Annotated in this window: 17 protein-coding genes and 1 pseudogene; 12 read left to right on the top strand and 6 right to left on the bottom strand. The window is 39.1% G+C overall.

The features are described 5' to 3' along the window. Window positions 1–312: 312 nt before the first annotated feature. The 6 genes from AC075J_RS18660 (at window position 313) to AC075J_RS18635 (ending at window position 4,336) form a co-directional block, all read left to right on the top strand. Window positions 313–459, top strand: coding sequence for a CPBP family glutamic-type intramembrane protease (locus AC075J_RS18660; RefSeq protein ID WP_431603853.1), 147 nt, complete (start codon window positions 313–315; stop codon window positions 457–459). 23 nt (window positions 460–482) lie between these two features. After that, on the top strand, window positions 483–1,844 hold the full coding sequence (locus tag AC075J_RS18655) for an MATE family efflux transporter (protein WP_055052517.1): 1,362 nt from the start codon (window positions 483–485) through the stop codon (window positions 1,842–1,844). Window positions 1,845–2,033: 189 nt separating this feature from the next. Beyond that, entirely contained in the window at window positions 2,034–2,486 is a 453-nt protein-coding gene (locus AC075J_RS18650) for a VOC family protein (protein ID WP_015517515.1), read from the top strand. A gap of 171 nt (window positions 2,487–2,657) precedes the next feature. Continuing rightward, the gene (locus AC075J_RS18645) at window positions 2,658–3,362 is read left to right on the top strand and encodes a zinc-ribbon domain-containing protein (protein ID WP_242859374.1); all 705 of its coding nucleotides are present in this window, start codon (window positions 2,658–2,660) and stop codon (window positions 3,360–3,362) included. 5 nt (window positions 3,363–3,367) lie between these two features. Continuing rightward, window positions 3,368–3,556, top strand: a complete 189-nt coding sequence (locus AC075J_RS18640) for a hypothetical protein (protein ID WP_044951560.1) — start codon at window positions 3,368–3,370, stop codon at window positions 3,554–3,556. A gap of 120 nt (window positions 3,557–3,676) precedes the next feature. Beyond that, window positions 3,677–4,336: a site-specific integrase gene (locus tag AC075J_RS18635; RefSeq protein WP_431603852.1), complete on the top strand. Its 660-nt coding sequence runs from the start codon at window positions 3,677–3,679 to the stop codon at window positions 4,334–4,336. A gap of 124 nt (window positions 4,337–4,460) precedes the next feature. On the opposite strand, the gene AC075J_RS18630 is transcribed toward AC075J_RS18635, so the two are convergent. Beyond that, window positions 4,461–5,099 carry a DUF1847 domain-containing protein gene (locus tag AC075J_RS18630; protein ID WP_055052516.1) on the bottom strand — a complete coding sequence of 213 codons (639 nt, stop codon included), beginning with the start codon at window positions 5,097–5,099 and terminating at the stop codon, window positions 4,461–4,463. A 542-nt stretch (window positions 5,100–5,641) separates the two neighbouring features. Next, window positions 5,642–6,487, bottom strand: a complete 846-nt coding sequence (locus AC075J_RS18625) for a MerR family transcriptional regulator (RefSeq protein ID WP_055199918.1) — start codon at window positions 6,485–6,487, stop codon at window positions 5,642–5,644. Window positions 6,488–7,031: 544 nt separating this feature from the next. Between AC075J_RS18625 and AC075J_RS18620 the strand changes: the two genes are divergently transcribed. The 3 genes from AC075J_RS18620 to AC075J_RS18610 all read left to right on the top strand — a co-directional run bounded on the left by AC075J_RS18620 (window position 7,032) and on the right by AC075J_RS18610 (window position 8,218). After that, complete coding sequence (locus AC075J_RS18620) at window positions 7,032–7,400, top strand: DUF2500 domain-containing protein (RefSeq protein ID WP_055052515.1); 369 nt, start codon at window positions 7,032–7,034, stop codon at window positions 7,398–7,400. Window positions 7,401–7,461: 61 nt separating this feature from the next. After that, complete coding sequence (locus tag AC075J_RS18615; RefSeq protein ID WP_242857100.1) at window positions 7,462–7,746, top strand: hypothetical protein; 285 nt, start codon at window positions 7,462–7,464, stop codon at window positions 7,744–7,746. Window positions 7,747–7,783: 37 nt separating this feature from the next. Beyond that, window positions 7,784–8,218 (top strand): hypothetical protein, encoded by a 435-nt coding sequence (locus tag AC075J_RS18610; protein WP_019162386.1) that lies wholly within the window; start codon window positions 7,784–7,786, stop codon window positions 8,216–8,218. 106 nt (window positions 8,219–8,324) lie between these two features. On the opposite strand, the gene AC075J_RS18605 is transcribed toward AC075J_RS18610, so the two are convergent. Continuing rightward, entirely contained in the window at window positions 8,325–9,551 is a 1,227-nt protein-coding gene (locus AC075J_RS18605) for an MFS transporter (protein ID WP_055199919.1), read from the bottom strand. Window positions 9,552–9,661: 110 nt separating this feature from the next. On the opposite strand from AC075J_RS18605, the gene AC075J_RS18600 reads away from it, so the two are divergent. Beyond that, window positions 9,662–10,603 carry an AraC family transcriptional regulator gene (locus AC075J_RS18600; protein ID WP_022379817.1) on the top strand — a complete coding sequence of 314 codons (942 nt, stop codon included), beginning with the start codon at window positions 9,662–9,664 and terminating at the stop codon, window positions 10,601–10,603. A gap of 67 nt (window positions 10,604–10,670) precedes the next feature. On the opposite strand, the gene hcp is transcribed toward AC075J_RS18600, so the two are convergent. Both hcp and AC075J_RS18590 read right to left on the bottom strand, forming a co-directional pair. Continuing rightward, window positions 10,671–12,269, bottom strand: a complete 1,599-nt coding sequence (hcp, locus tag AC075J_RS18595) for a hydroxylamine reductase (protein WP_055199920.1) — start codon at window positions 12,267–12,269, stop codon at window positions 10,671–10,673. A gap of 14 nt (window positions 12,270–12,283) precedes the next feature. Then, window positions 12,284–13,003: a 4Fe-4S binding protein gene (locus tag AC075J_RS18590; protein WP_055052610.1), complete on the bottom strand. Its 720-nt coding sequence runs from the start codon at window positions 13,001–13,003 to the stop codon at window positions 12,284–12,286. A 96-nt stretch (window positions 13,004–13,099) separates the two neighbouring features. Here AC075J_RS18590 and AC075J_RS18585 point away from each other — a divergent pair, with 96 nt between their 5' ends. Together AC075J_RS18585 and AC075J_RS18580 are read left to right on the top strand one after the other, a co-directional pair. Beyond that, on the top strand, window positions 13,100–13,792 hold the full coding sequence (locus tag AC075J_RS18585; RefSeq protein ID WP_081018855.1) for a Crp/Fnr family transcriptional regulator: 693 nt from the start codon (window positions 13,100–13,102) through the stop codon (window positions 13,790–13,792). Window positions 13,793–13,997: 205 nt separating this feature from the next. Beyond that, window positions 13,998–15,047, top strand: a complete 1,050-nt coding sequence (locus tag AC075J_RS18580) for an NAD(P)H-dependent flavin oxidoreductase (RefSeq protein WP_022380903.1) — start codon at window positions 13,998–14,000, stop codon at window positions 15,045–15,047. A gap of 110 nt (window positions 15,048–15,157) precedes the next feature. Here the strand turns inward: AC075J_RS18580 and AC075J_RS18575 are convergent. Further along, a pseudogene (locus tag AC075J_RS18575) lies at window positions 15,158–15,543 on the bottom strand (MATE family efflux transporter); the annotation flags it as partial.

Here is a 15,543-nt window from a genome sequence, read left to right as displayed (position 1 = left end):
TTCTTTTTCAGGATGTTGCAATCATGCTGTCTGGGGCGATTGCCTGCCTTTTTACAGTACCGGTATCAATCAGATGTGTGATCCGCCAGATCCATCATGCTGCATCTGAAACAGATCACAGCTGATCGGATTTGTTTTCACAGTCTTTGCAGATTCCATGAAGCATATCTCCGCTGCACTGCAGACGGAATCCATGATCCCGGAACAGATGCGCAAAGAGAACATTAGAAGGAGTGGAATTAATTCTGTTCTTTTTTTGTCCATACATTATCCTGTAAAATGGGTCGTATCTGGAGCAGTATCTTTTGATGTATTATCTATTATCAGCAGTATATAGTATCACTTCTCGTTTTACATTTCTTTTGTGATGCTGTATATAAAAGGACTAACTGTCTGTGGGGAGCAGTCATACTACATATAATCTATAATGCAGTAGGAGCAATGATTATAATTCAATGAAGTAATTTTTATGAGGTGATTTTATGTGTGAAAATGAAAAAAAGAAATATCATTCCATTGAGATGACCACAGGATCTCTCTGGAAAAATATACTTCTCTTCAGCCTTCCTCTTATGGGATCACAGGTACTGGAGGTTCTTTTTAACTTAAGCGATGTTGCTGTTGTTGGACGGTTTGCAGATTATATGGCACTAGGTGCCGTCGGCTCCACAACTTTGCTGGTTACTCTGTTTACCGGAATCCTTATCGGAATGGGTGCCGGTGTCAATGTCCGCGTAGCTCACGAACTGGGTGCCGGTAATAAAAAAGGCACAGAAGAAACAATCCATACTTCTCTTCTTTTGTGCGCAATCACAGGTCTGCTCGTCTGCGCCATCTGTCTTCTGTTTTCCGGGCGGATGCTGTCCATGATGAACACGAAGCCGGAACTTATTGATCAGGCTATTTTATATATGAAGATCTATTCCCTGGGAATGCCTGCAATGGCCGTATACAATTTCGGAAACGGCGTATTAAGTGCCATAGGCGATACGAAACGACCATTGATCTACCTTTCCATTGCAGGTGTGGTCAATGTTCTTCTGAATCTGTTTTTTGTTATTGTCTGTCATATGGCAGCCGCAGGCGTTGCAACAGCCAGCGCAATTTCTCTGTATATCTCTGCTTCTTTGGTGATGATCCATCTCCTCAGAAGAACCGATGACTGCAAAGTATCTCTGCGTAAGATCTGCCTGCACCCCAAGGCCTGCAAAGCAGTTCTTATGCTTGGTATCCCTACAGGTCTTCAGAACGGAATCTTTGCTATTGCAAACCTGTTTGTGCAGACTGGTGTCAACTCTTTTGATGCAGTGATGGTTTCCGGAAATGCAGCTGCCGCAAATGCTGACTCCCTGATCTATAATGTCATGTTTTCTTTTTATACTGCATGTGCAAGCTTTATCGGTCAGAACTGGGGTGCCGGTAATAAAAAACGAATGCTGAAATCTTATAGAGTCAGCCTTACATATGCCTTTATTTTCGGTGCAATCCTGGGTGGACTACTCCTTGTATTTGGCCCACAGTTTCTTTCTCTGTTCGCTACGGAACCAACAGTTATTGATGCTGGTATGCAGAGGATTCGTATTATGGCATTCAGCTATGCGTTTAGCTGTTTTATGGATGGCAGTATCGCCGCATCCCGAGGCATCGGAAAAAGTATTCCGCCTACCATTATCGTTATCCTGGGCTCCTGCGTATTTCGTATTGTCTGGATTTATACAGTATTTGCACATTTCCAGACGATTTCATCACTGTATCTTTTGTATATCTTCTCATGGGGAATTACAGGACTTGCAGAAACTCTGTTTTTTGTTGTAAGTTTTAAGAAAATATGGGCTGGAAAATAGTCACAGCCATTCTGTGATTTATATGCCAGGTGGATTCCGCAATTGACTGGAAAGAAAATCAGCTTACAAAACGGGTGAAATCTCAATCGGAATTGACCGAGCTGAAAGCGAGGGATACTTCTTGTCCGAGGGGCAAGAAGGTGGAACTAAAAATAATTAGAACAATCGAAATTTACAGGAGAAATATATATGGTTGGAAGAATTTATCATGTAGGACTAACGGTTTCTGATTTGGAACGCTCAATTGCATTCTACAGAGATGTCCTTGGGCTTGAGTTTCAAGGAGAGATTTTTATGGAAGGCGAAGAAACAGATAAAATGTTTCGTAGAGTAAATTGCAAAGCAAGGGTCGCTTATTTGAATGGCTCCAAGGCTGTTGAAGCACCGCCAGTTGAGCTGATTCAGTTTGTAAACAACGAAGTAAAGAAAGTTCCCTCTGATTTGTTTACAACATCTATCTCGGAAGTATGTTTCTACACAGATGATATTGATTCTGCTTACAAACATCTCGTAGATAATAATGTGGAGTGCTTGTCTGAACCGCAGTATTTCGATTTTAGAGCAGATGGATTTGGGGAAAGTAGAGCTTTTTATTTTAGAGACCCGGATGGAATCATTCTTGAGATGATGCAGCCGCTTTAATGAAAAATGGTAAGTACAGGAAAGCGGCAACTTTCAGTTTGTCTGGTTGTCCTTTGAGAGGGGAGAAATCCTTTTCTCAAAGGGCTTTTTCTATTTATACGGATATTCGCAAACTACAAGACAAAGCTAAAACTTCATATACTCTAAGCACAAGGAGGTTGAGGTTTGGCTATGAATAACAGTTTAGCAGAAGTACATCCGGAACTTGTTTCGGAGTGGTCGGAGAAAAACTTACCGCTTACACCCGATGACATTACTTTCGGTTCAAATAAAAAAGTATGGTGGAAAGGTACTTGTGGTCACGAATGGCAGACAAGCGTTAAGGCTCGTTTAAATGGAGAAAAATGCCCGATATGTTCCGGTGCGAGAGTGATTGCAGGTATTAACGATTTGGCGACATTAGAGCCGCTACTGGTAAAGCAGTGGTCGAAAAAGAATAAGATAAAACCGACAGAGGTTTCTATTGGTTCTCATAAGAAAGTAATTTGGAGATGTAAAAAAGGACACGAGTGGGAAGCTGCCGTTAAGAGCAGGACAATAAATAAAACAGGTTGCCCGTATTGCTCCCATAATAAAGTGTTGGCAGGATTTAATGACTTTGCAACGCTTCTGCCGGATATAGCTGCCGAGTGGTCGGACAGAAATTATCCGTTACTTCCAACTCAGGTTACGGTCTTTGCCAATCGTAAGGCGTGGTGGAAGTGTAAGGATTGCGGCAGAGAGTGGAACACCCTTATTTCTACCCGTTCCGGTGGGAGTAAATGCCCGTATTGCAGTGGGTACATATTCTCGAAAGGGTTTAATGATTTGCAGACAACACATCCTGAAATTCAGAAAAGTTGGCTATTGAGTCAGGAAGTGCCGATGAGAATTTAGAAATAATGAAAGCATATATGTGCAAGCAAAGAGGAATAAGGCTGATTAAGCTGCCGATGAAAGGCACAGAACTGGATTATGCCAATAATTTAAAGAAAGCTTTTCAGAGCGTACATATATTTATTTCTTCCGATACCGAGGAAGATGTGGAGATAATCAAAAATACATTTGAAAGATGGAGGGACAGCCAATGAGAGAGAAAACCTATCATCTATACTTAAATGAAGAAGAACGAAGCCGAGTGATACAATCGCTCATTGAACTGAAGAACAATTTAGCAGCCCAGGGACGATACACCGACGCAGGAGCTATTTCTGAATTTCCTGAAAACCCACCCTGTATATGAACACTGGTATCCGGTCTTTGCAGTAATGATAGGAACTGGACTTCGTGTGGGGGAAGTAACTGGATTGAGATGGTGTGATATTGATATGGAAAGTGGAATGATTGATGTTAATCATACTCTTGTATATTATGACCACAGAACCGAGGGAAGTAAAAGTGGCTGTTATTTCAATGTAAATACAACGAAGACTCCGGCGAGTATGAGGCAGGTTCCAATGCTCGGTTTTGTGAAAGAAGCATTTGAACATGAGAAACAGAAGCAGGAAGATTTAGGACTTCATTGCGAGGTCACGATTGACGGATATACAGATTTTATTTTCATCAATCGTTTTGGTCAGGCACAGCACCAAGCCACACTCAACAAAGCAATCCGAAGAATTATCCGTGATTGCAATGATGAGCAGTTTTTGCACAGTGATGAACCTGATGTGTTACTTCCTCATTTTAGCTGCCACTCGCTTAGACATACATTTACAACAAGAATGTGTGAAGCTGGAGTAAATATAAAGGTCATTCAAGACGCACTCGGACATTCAGATATTTCAACTACACTGAACATCTATGCTGATGTTACAAAAGAAATGAAAGCGGAAGAGTTCAAAGGATTGGATAGCTACTTTAAAGTATAATATTGGACTTCACATACAGAAAGAGAACATACAGAGTGTTGTGTGTTCTTTTTTTCGTTGGATAAAAAGAGAAATGCTTGAATGGGATATCTTTATGTATCTTTAAACGCCCAAATTAGAAATATTACTCTTCTTCACACTTCTTCAACTTCGAATAATAACTATCCGCAGTATAAAGCGCCGCCACCGGATTATGCCCCAATACACGGTCTTTCGTCACTGCTGTCGTAGTCAGTGCCTCGGAATATTTGTAAAACAGACTGTCATGCCCCACGCAAAGTCCGACCACAACATTCAGGTCCGTCTTCGCCTTGTTCAGAAGCTTTGCCTGCAGGATCGGATTACACATATTCACACCGACACCTTCGCAGCATTCCGGGATGCCGACCGATGTCTTCTTCTGTGTTCCGGCTTTACAGCCGACACCATACACCTCAAAGCCATGTCTGCGCAGGATATCTGCCAGGATACGGCTTTCTTTCAACAATCCGACACAGGTTGCGATCCCGATCTTTTTCGCATTAATCTTCTTTGCAAAATCCATGATTTCTTCGACACGGGTATGTTTGCAGTAATTCTCATACTCTACTTCAGCTGCAGCGATTGTTACTTTGCGGTTCTCGTCTTCATTGTAGCATTCCATAGCTTCATTTAGAACTTCTTCATCCATGTGTGTTGTCAGACAGAAATCTGGATAGGTTTTATCCATTTTGCTGCAGTTTTTTACTGCGCAGTCGATACAGGACATGTCTTCTTTTTTCATTTTTTCATTCTCCTTTTGTATACCTTGGTATCTACAGAGGCCTGCCACTGGCAGATTCTCTAGATTAAGCTTTACTTTGTAAAATATCCTCTATTTACTTCATAATAACAAATACTTATACTACAGACAATGGTTTTCCGTTTTTATTTTCTTATTTTTTGTAGTTCTTTTCTATGAGAAACGTTCCCCGATTCAGGGTTGATTTGTCATGAATTGTCGATTCTGATTTTTGAAAAATTATTGAAAATTATCTTTTTAAACTTGAAGATATATAACAGTCTCTCTGATAGACCATCATCTTTGGATTTATACTATCATGTATAGGTTATTTCGTCAATCAAAACATTTATCCACTTCCCTCATTTCAATCCCAGCTCTTTCAATACCTCAGCCGAATACCAGCTACATAAAAGCCAATAAACCATGCAACAGCGGTTCTTTTATTCGCCAGTATATGCAATTTCTATCTCATAGCCGCCGTTCTCATAGTAGGCGTGGGAAAAATAGTATCTTATTGTTATTTCTGAAATATAAAATTTGAATCATAAAACTTCTTTCCCTCTCAAATCCATTTTTACCAAACCAACTACTAACAATCCAATAAAAATTGCCGTGTCCACAAATAACAGTACAACAACACTTTTTACCACTCCGAAAGTAAAAAGTATGGAGAAGATTTCCACTGACAACACAATAAAACACATATAATTTGTCAAATACTCTGTTATAATTTCTCCATAATAATTGTTCATCTGCAATTTCGCATAGATAAAAGGTTTTAATAAATAACGGATTATGATACATATAACAGGACAAATAAAAATCCAGTTTTTATTAACTAGGGATGTTGCCACTCCTTTACTCCATTGTACTGGAATTTCTGTCGGCAACTTAGAATAAGACAAAGCCCCAATAATCAAACATAGTGCGGTAAGTATAGTCCAGGTAAGCATACTTCCCCATATATACAAAAAGCTGACGGAATCCAGTTTGAAAACAGTTCGATTATCTTTCCAATAGTCATGCAAATCTGTTACATATTGTTCTACCTGTAATTTTTCATAACTAATACTTTCTTCATCCGGCATTTTTTCGCACATGAGTTTCGCCTTATTCAAATCAGTAATCTGATTTTTTAATACTTCCTTATGCTTCTCAAGCATTTCCTGCAATGTTACTTTTTCGGATATAATACTTCGTATATCTTCAATAGAAATTCCCAATGTACGTAGATATGCAATCTTCTTTATATTTTCCACATCATTTTCAGAATAATCTCTATAACCATTACTTTCATTTCTCGAAGGCTCAATAAGTTTTTCCTTTTCATAAAAACGGATATTAGAACGGGATAAACCTGTTCGCTCTTCTACGTCTTTTATAGTCATATTATGCCCTCCTTTCGAGCAACTCTATTTTACTTAATAATAAGCTATAAACAAGGTTTACAGTCAAGCATTTATCAAAAAACTAAAGATGTACCGTTTCACCAAATAGACGGGACGTACTTCATTTGATAAAAAACTAAAAAAACAGCGATTTACATCAAACTTACATCAATTGATGCAGAAATCGGTGCAAGCAAGAAAAAATCGCATAATTAGTGCAATGAGTGGGCAATTCCAATAGGAGTTGTCCATTTTTAAAACAAACAGAAATACAAATCGAAACATTTCAATCAGTTCACCATGTTACTTTTATTTTGTGTTATACTGTTTTATAGGATTTTCTTGCCCTTGTATTTGCCCTTATCAGAGTTCGTAAACACTGGTGGGACGATATAACACAAGGGAAACAATAAGGGAAAGCTCACCTGCGACAAATCCAGTGTTTTCAAGGGTTTACAGAGAATTTAATAACAAAATATAACAGTTATTAAATCTCTTAAAACAGGTGAAATCTCAATCGGAAGTTATGGAGGTGAATTAGAAAATGTTTGATCTGATGAGTATTATAGTTCCAATCATTTTTATTATTGTGATTGGTATTATTGTTTTTTCTCTGGGGCAGGGAATTGTTACGTGGAATAGGAATAATCAGTCACCTAGATCAACCGTGTCAGCTGTTATTATTGCAAAGAGAGAAAATATTACACATCATCAACATGCAAATGCAGGGGATGCGAGTGGAGCACACGGATTCCATACTACAACAAACACAATGTATTATGTGACATTTCAGACAGAAAGCGGAGATAGAATGGAGTTTCAGGTGTCAGGAACAGAATATGGAATGCTTGCAGAAGGAGATACAGGAAGATTGACTTTTCAAGGAACGAGATACTTAGCGTTTGAAAGGTAACTTCAAGTTTTATTGCTCAGGAAATTGAGGAGTCATGCATTTGGCAAGGAGGGATCTATAAATGAAAACGTGTTGTTTAGTATGGGAAATTCCTGTAATAGAGGGAGAACATTATAATCCAATTATGAATGTCATTTATATGCAAAAAGCAAAGAAATTTTTGAATCAACTAAATCGATATTTTCAGGATGAGAATATGGATTGGAAGTGTGTTTTAGACCATTCAGCATGTACTTATAATGAGATTTTTTCCAGTGAACATCAAGCAGTTATTTTTGCTCCGGAAGCCAAAACAAGACAATGGTTATATAAAAAAGATTTTCAAAAAAAAGATAAAGATAAGTGATAATACAACTCGGGATTTGACAAAGGGATGTGATTGTATGAAGAAGAAAAGCATAAGTGTGATATGTGCTGTATTAGTAATTTCAGGTGTGGCAACAGTCCTTGTATTAACTGGAAATAGAGGAAATGTATCAAATGTTAATCGTGTTGTTGGTTACTCTGCACTCTATGGTGAAAATTCAATCAATGAAGCGTTTGATGTCATAGAGAAAAAATTTGCAAAAGATTTTAAAGGTTGCACACTTGCTGAACTTCGCTATGACGAGGATGTTGAAAACAGATTTGCAGAAGAAATTGAGAAGTATCACAAAGAGAATAACCAAGAACTTATTGTGGTATTATCAATCTTTGATACAGACGAAAAAGGTGGAGATGGTGGGTTCAATCCTAATGATACATACGCCAACTGGCAATGGTATTTAGTGAAAACAGCAGATAAAAAGAGTTGGGAAATAATCAATTGGGGTTATTAATCAACTTCCGGATTTCAATGCTTTGCAAATAGCATGATATGATACCTCTAAAGCAGACAGATTAAATATAAAAATCTGTTACTTTGGAGGTATTTTTAGTGGTTCATCAATGCTTTGATATCTGGGGCTGTATGGATTTTTTTCGATACAGCAGGAATAACATAAACAATAGAATTACTGGAAAAATAAGTCCGAATCCCATGCCAATCCTAATATTATTTCCGGCATTCTGGGTGATACGACCAACAATTCCAGGTCCAATGCTGCCACCTAAATCTCCTGCCATGGCAAGAAGAGAAAACATAGCCGTTCCACCTGTTGGAAAAGTTTTTGAGGAAATACTGATTGTTCCAGGCCACATGATTCCAACTGAAAATCCACATGCAATACAACCGATAAGACCGATAATCGGGCTGGATGACAAAGCGGCAAGTAGATAACAGACAACGCATAATATGCCTGAACCACCCATAAACTTCATTAAATCTAACTGTTCTCCATATTTTCCAAAAATTATACGGCTGATTCCCATTGTTACTGCAAACATACATGGACCTGCTAAATCTCCCAGGGCTTTTGACAATCCCAGTGCGGCTTCTGCATAAGCAGAAGCCCATTGAGCCATTGCAAGCTCAGAAGCTCCGGAACAGATCATCAGACATATTGCAACCCAGAAAAATGGTTTGGAAAACAGATTCTTAATTCCCATTCCGGAACCATTGTCAACTAGATGTTCAATGGGACAGGTCATGAAGTTATAAGTATTAACTGCAGGAATGATTGCCCATATTACGGCGAGCCATTTCCAGTTGTCTATTCCAAATATCAGGAAAAATAAGCTGGAAATCAAAATTGTCCCAACAGCTCCCCAACAGTAAAAGGAATGGAGCAGACTCATAGTTGCTTCTTTGTTTTCAAACGGACAGGCCTCGATAATAGGGCTGCAAAGTACTTCTATTAAACCACTTCCGATGGCATAAACAATAACACTACATATAATTCCAATAAAAGGATCAGGTAAAAAATCAGGTAAAAATGCCAGTCCAAGCAGACCCAGTGCAGAAAATATTTCTGATGTAACAATGCACACACGATATCCGATATGATCTACGAATTTGGCACAGAACAGGTCAACCAGAAGCTGTGTGAAAAAGAAGAAAGTGGATATCAGAGCAATATTACCGAGAGAAATATGGTAGTCACTGTGAAATTTCAAAAAAAGAAGCGGTGCGAAGTTTGCCGCAATAGCCTGTGTGATAAACCCCATATAACAGGCGATTTTTGTCTTATGGTAGTCTGTTTTTTTTATAGAATTTCTACATTTAAAAATCATAAGTATACCTCTTTTCTTTTTTTGCTTGATTATATAGCAAATATTAGATATATACATTGAATTAAATTGTAGAAATACTGTATAATATCGTAAAAAAGAAAGAATGTGATATGGAGATGGATTATAATAAAATATATAATAAGATACTTACAGACGAGGAGTTCATGGAAATTAAACAGCATGGAAGCAGTGACTATCCATTCCAGTATTATTATGATAATCTGGAATTGTTTGATTTTCATTGTATTGAGTGGCACTGGCACAGAGAATTTGAGTTTTTATATGTGGAGTCCGGAGAAGTTACATGCGGAATAGGAGAAAAACAGATTATATTGTCAGAAGGAGAAGCAATTTTTATTAATTCTAAAATATTGCACCGCTTTTACGCACCATCAGGTGGTATCATTCCTAACTTTGTATGTATGCCGGAATTTATTGCACCGGAGAACAGCCTGATCTATAAGAAATATATCTTGCCAATCATTTCATCGAATATATATTTCCAGCGTTTTCAGACTGATGAACTATGGCAGACAAAGATTATACAAACTATGATAAAAATAATGGAAATACAGGGAAATGAGAAAATAAGAGAACTTGCTACTTTGGCATTGATGCAGGATTTATGGCTGACTTTTTATGAAAATGTAAAGTTATCTGATAAAGGAGATGTACAGACAGTTGATGAAGTTGCACAGAAAAGAGTACAGTTAATCATGCAATATATACATGAAAACTATAATCATAATTTGTCTCTGGATGAAATTTCCTCGCATATAGGAATCAGTAAAAGTACTGCACTTAATTTGTTCCACCGGTTTTTACATACTACACCGGTTAATTATCTGATAGGATATCGACTTCAGGCAGCTTCCTGGTTATTGAAAAATACGAATAAAAAAGTAAAAACAATTGCCTATGAAAGTGGATTTCATAACGTTGATTATTTTTGCAGATTGTTTAAAAAACGTTATCATTTAACCCCATCAGAATATCGTTGCACATGTTTAAAATTGTTGTCGGCAGATCCGAGTCTTCAGACCCATAAATAAAGCCGATGCGGGATTTTTGAATCCTGTATCGGCTTTGTTAATTTGCGAAGATTTTGAAAAATTTATTTTAATGATTCATCAGCGTTTTAATATCTTCTTCCGGTGTGGTGATAGGTGCAATACCATAATTTTCTACCAGATAGTTTAGAATATTAGGAGACAGGAACGCTGGAAGAGAAGGACCAAGACGGATGTTTTTGATACCTAAGTGTAAAAGTGTCAGCAGGATGCAGACTGCCTTCTGTTCATACCAGGAGAGAACGAAGGAAAGCGGAAGCTCATTTACAGAACATCCAAATGCATCCGCAAGTGCCACAGCAACCTGGATCGCACCATAAGCATCATTACACTGGCCCATATCCATCAGTCTTGGCAGACCACCGATTTCTCCCAGATCCAGATCATTGAAACGGAATTTTCCACATGCCAGGGTGAGAACAATACTGTCAGAAGGTGTCTGCTTCACGAATTCCGTATAATAGTTTCGACCTGGTTTGGCACCATCACAGCCGGCAACCAGGAAGAAATGGCGGATAGCGCCTGATTTTACTGCTTCTACTACAGTATTCGCATGGGAAAGAATAGCTGCATGCCCGAAACCGGTTGTTACTTTCGTACCGCCGTTGATGCCTGTGCGTGTCTGATCTTCTTTGTAACCACCCAGTTCCAGTGCTTTTTCAATAACCGGTGTGAAATCTTTCTTCTCGTCGATATGAACAGCGCCTGGGAAAGCAACCACTTCTGTTGTAAATACTCTGTCAGCATAACTGCTTTTTGGCGGCATCAGACAGTTGGTGGTGTAAAGGATCGGAGCCGGAAGATGATCAAACTCTTTCTGCTGATTCTGCCATGCAGTTCCGAAATTTCCTTTTAAGTGAGAGAATTTCTTTAAGAGTGGATAGGCATGGGCAGGGAGCATTTCACCGTGGGTATAGATGTTGATTCCTTTTCCTTCTGTCTGTTCAAGTAAAAGCTGCAGATCCTTCAGATCATGACCGGTTACTACAATAAATGGTCCTTTTTCTACGGTAAGTGTAACTGCAGTCGGTTCCGGTGTTCCATAGGTTTTGGTATTTGCCTTGTCAAGAAGTGCCATACATTTCAGATTGATTTCCCCTACTTTCAGTACAGTAGGAAGCAGTGTATCCATACTTTCTTCATAACCAATCTTAAATAATGCTTCGCAGAAGAAACGGTTTACTTCGGCATCTTCATAATTCAGAACATTTGCATGATAAGCATAAGCTGCCATTCCGCGAATCCCGAAAAGAATAAGGGACTTCAGGGAGCGGATATCTTCATCTGCATTCCACAGCTGCTGCATGTCATATTCGTCTGATTTACCGCAAGGTGACTGACATTTACTGCAGCCAGGAACCAGTCTTTCTTTTTCTGCTCTGACTTTTTGTATCATATTTTCGATTGCTGCATCGTCAAAACTCACATTTGTAACGGTAGTAAACAGTCCTTCAATTATGACTTGACTGGTACTTTTGGAAATAGCTGCTGCGCTATCGACAGCCCTTGCCAGACCGATCAACGCACCTGTCAGCTCATCCTGTAATTTGGCAGTGCCTGCCTTTTTTCCGCAGACACCTGCATTTCCTGTGCAGCCGGTGCATCCCACTGTCTGTTCACACTGATAACAAAACATTTTTTTATCCATTGTCGTATCCTCCTTTATTCTATAATATTTCCATCAATACCTATGGTTATAACCTGCCAGGGAATGAATTTTCCACTATTCTGAAGTGCTTTTCTGGTTGCCATCTCAAGTCCGCCACAGCATGGAACTTCCATTCTTACAATCGTCACACTTTGAATATCGTTATTTTGGATTATTGCAGTCAGTTTCTCGCTATAATCCACCTGATCCAATTTAGGACAGCCGATTAATGTTACCTTATTTCGGATAAAATCCTGATGAAAGCCTGCGTAAGCGTAAGCAGTACAATCGGCTGCGATTAAAAGCTTTGCGCCGTTAAAATATGGGGCACTGACAGGTGCCAGCTTAATCTGTACCGGCCAGTTCTGAAGATTGGATACCTGACCTGTGGTTGAAGATGGTTTTTCTGATTTGGGTATTTCTGATCGCTGAATCTGCATGCTTTTAGACCCAGGACAGCCGGCATGAGCAGTTATTGCCTGATTTTTGGCAAATATTTTTTTCTGTGCTTCTTTCACAGCCGCTTCATCATATTCAGGTGCTTCCCGTTCCTCAAAGGAAATGGCACCTGTGGGACACTCCGGGAGGCAATCCCCCAGTCCGTCACAGAAATGTTCTCTCACCAATTCTGCTTTTCCATTAATGATATCAATGGCACCTTCGTGGCAGGCATCTGCACAGGCGCCGCAACCATTGCATTTTTCTTTATCGATTCGAATAATCTTTCTTATCATTTTACCTCCGTCAATAGATTTAACTTTTGTTTCTGTCAGCATTATAGTATGATAAATACAACTTGTATGTTTGATTTCCAACAAGGAGGAATGATTTTGAAAAAATATTTACCCATTCTAAAAAACAGTCCATTCTTTACAGGCCTTACTGATAACGAGATATTATCTATACTGCATTGTGTAAAAGCAACAGCAGTTTCCCAAAAACGAGATTCTTATATTTTCAGAGCAGGAGATTCTACCGAGGTAATGGGACTTGTGGTGTCCGGCTGTGTTCTTGTTATTCAGGAAGACCTTTGGGGGCATCGGAATATTCTGTCGAAATGTCATACCGGTGATTTCTTTGGTGAGCCATATGCAGCAAGCCCGGGAGCTGTTCTGAATGTCAGTGTGGTGGCAGATACGGATTGTGAGATTATTCTGCTAAATGTCCAAAGGCTTCTGATTTCCTGCCCGACTGCATGCGAACACCATCAGAAGCTGATCCGCAACCTGGTCAGTGTCCTGGCAAATAAGATACTAATCCTGAACGACAAAATCACACATGTGGGCAAGCGAACGACAAGGGACAAACTATTGTCCTATCTGTCGGCAGAGTCTATCAGTCATTCGTCGTTATCTTTTGATATTCCCTTTGACCGGCAGCAGTTGGCAGATTATCTGTGCATTGACCGTGCGGCAATGTCTACGGAGATATCAAAGTTACAGAAAGAAGGTTATATAAAAACAAATAGAAATCATTTTGAATTAACTGTTTGTAATAATTCGGATTCTGAAATAAAAATGTGATATCCATCATGAAAAATTGTGTATTACAGTTATGTCAAGCGGATATTCGCAATTGAAGCGTTACTGTTCACTCCGTTCTCAGTAACGTTTATATAGTATTAAAAACTATATAAACTGGTTTCTCTTTGACAAGAATAAATATTGTGATATACTTTGAATATCAAAATATTTAAAATACAAACAAAATAACAGGAGAAGAATCACAATGAAGAATTTCAAAATAGGAGATAAAATCACAAGAGTTCCATTGATCCAGGGGGGAATGGGAGTTGGGATCAGTCTTGGCAGACTTGCAGGTTCTGTTGCGAAAGCAGGAGGAGTTGGTATTATTTCCACTGCACAGATTGGTTACAGGGAAGAAGACTTCGACAGAAATCCGGCAGCAGCCAACGAACGCGCCATTGCCGGTGAAATGAAAAAAGCCCGTGAGATTTCAGGAGATGGAATTATAGGATACAATATTATGGTTGCACTGAAAGAATATGCATCTCACGTAAAGGCTGCAGTAAAAGCCGGTGCAGACATCATTATCTCCGGTGCGGGGCTTCCCACAGAGCTTCCGGAACTGGTAAAAGGAAGTCTGACAAAGATTGCCCCTATCGTATCTACAGAAAAATCTGCAAAAGTAATCCTGAAATACTGGGACAGAAAATACAAAAGAACTGCAGATCTGGTAGTGATCGAAGGTCCTCAGGCAGGCGGACACCTTGGCTTTCATAAAGAAGAACTGGAGAAATATACTGAAGAATCCTACAGTGAAGAAATAAAGAAAATCATCACAACAGTAAAAAGTTACGCAGAGAAATATGGGACAGAAATTCCAGTGATCGTAGCAGGTGGTATCTATAACAGAGAAGATGTTCGAAAAGTGGATAATCTGGGTGCTGACGGCATTCAGGTAGCTACCCGCTTTATCACAACGGAAGAATGTGATGCAGACATCCGCTATAAAGAAGCTCATTTAAAAGCAAAAGAATCCGACATTGCCATTGTAAAAAGCCCGGTAGGAATGCCAGGTCGTGCCATTATGAACAAATTCATGACCCGTGTCATGAACGGCGAACAGATTCCACACAGTCCCTGTCATGGATGTCTTGTAAAATGTAGCCCCAAAGAAATACCTTACTGTATTACTGACGGACTGATCAATGCAGTAAAAGGGAATGTAGATGAGGGACTTCTCTTCTGTGGTGCAAAAGCATGGAAAGCAGAGCATTTACAGACAGTACAGGAAGTGATTAATGACTTGTTTTAATCAATCAAGCAGCGAAGCGGATTGTGAATATCCGTTTGACTATAGAAATGCATGATTTAAGGGGTGAACGTTTTGTAATGTTCACCCCTTATTATGGATTTGTACAGTATTTAATTCTGAATTTCTGCCAGTGCCTTTTTAAACTGAAATGTAAATAAAACAGAGGTAAAAATCACAGCAGTAATATCTGCAATGGGTTCTGCCATATATACGCCTGTTGTTGAATCAGATATCATATGAGGCATAATATAGATCAGCGGGATCAGCAGTACAAACTTACGGACAACAGCAACAATAATAGAGTTTACTGCCTTTCCAAGGGAGGTAAAGGTCATCTGACAGGCAATCTGGATACCGAAGAGGAACAGACCACCCAGATAGATTTTCAGCATTGGTGCAGTAAATTCGATAAGACTTGTATCTGCCGTAAAAATGCTTACAAATACTCTGGGAACAAGCTGTACAGCAGCCCAGAGGAGTACAGAATATGACAGAC

The organism is Blautia sp. ZXY-1-C6, assembly GCF_056339875.1.
The sequence above is the reverse complement of the archived record's forward strand: the minus strand, read 5'-3'. Positions and strand labels throughout refer to the sequence as shown.

Bases quoted from the DNA above. Each gene is read 5' to 3' on its own strand.
- AC075J_RS18655 (WP_055052517.1), top strand. From the start codon at position 483: ATGTGTGAAAATGAAAAAAAGAAATATCATTCCATTGAGATGACCACA.
- AC075J_RS18650 (WP_015517515.1), top strand. From the start codon at position 2,034: ATGGTTGGAAGAATTTATCATGTAGGACTAACGGTTTCTGATTTGGAA.
- AC075J_RS18645 (WP_242859374.1), top strand. From the start codon at position 2,658: ATGAATAACAGTTTAGCAGAAGTACATCCGGAACTTGTTTCGGAGTGG.
- AC075J_RS18640 (WP_044951560.1), top strand. From the start codon at position 3,368: ATGAAAGCATATATGTGCAAGCAAAGAGGAATAAGGCTGATTAAGCTG.
- AC075J_RS18630 (WP_055052516.1), bottom strand. From the start codon at position 5,099: ATGAAAAAAGAAGACATGTCCTGTATCGACTGCGCAGTAAAAAACTGC.
- AC075J_RS18625 (WP_055199918.1), bottom strand. From the start codon at position 6,487: ATGACTATAAAAGACGTAGAAGAGCGAACAGGTTTATCCCGTTCTAAT.
- AC075J_RS18620 (WP_055052515.1), top strand. From the start codon at position 7,032: ATGTTTGATCTGATGAGTATTATAGTTCCAATCATTTTTATTATTGTG.
- AC075J_RS18615 (WP_242857100.1), top strand. From the start codon at position 7,462: ATGAAAACGTGTTGTTTAGTATGGGAAATTCCTGTAATAGAGGGAGAA.
- AC075J_RS18610 (WP_019162386.1), top strand. From the start codon at position 7,784: ATGAAGAAGAAAAGCATAAGTGTGATATGTGCTGTATTAGTAATTTCA.
- AC075J_RS18605 (WP_055199919.1), bottom strand. From the start codon at position 9,551: ATGATTTTTAAATGTAGAAATTCTATAAAAAAAACAGACTACCATAAG.
- AC075J_RS18600 (WP_022379817.1), top strand. From the start codon at position 9,662: ATGGAGATGGATTATAATAAAATATATAATAAGATACTTACAGACGAG.
- hcp (WP_055199920.1), bottom strand. From the start codon at position 12,269: ATGGATAAAAAAATGTTTTGTTATCAGTGTGAACAGACAGTGGGATGC.
- AC075J_RS18590 (WP_055052610.1), bottom strand. From the start codon at position 13,003: ATGATAAGAAAGATTATTCGAATCGATAAAGAAAAATGCAATGGTTGC.
- AC075J_RS18580 (WP_022380903.1), top strand. From the start codon at position 13,998: ATGAAGAATTTCAAAATAGGAGATAAAATCACAAGAGTTCCATTGATC.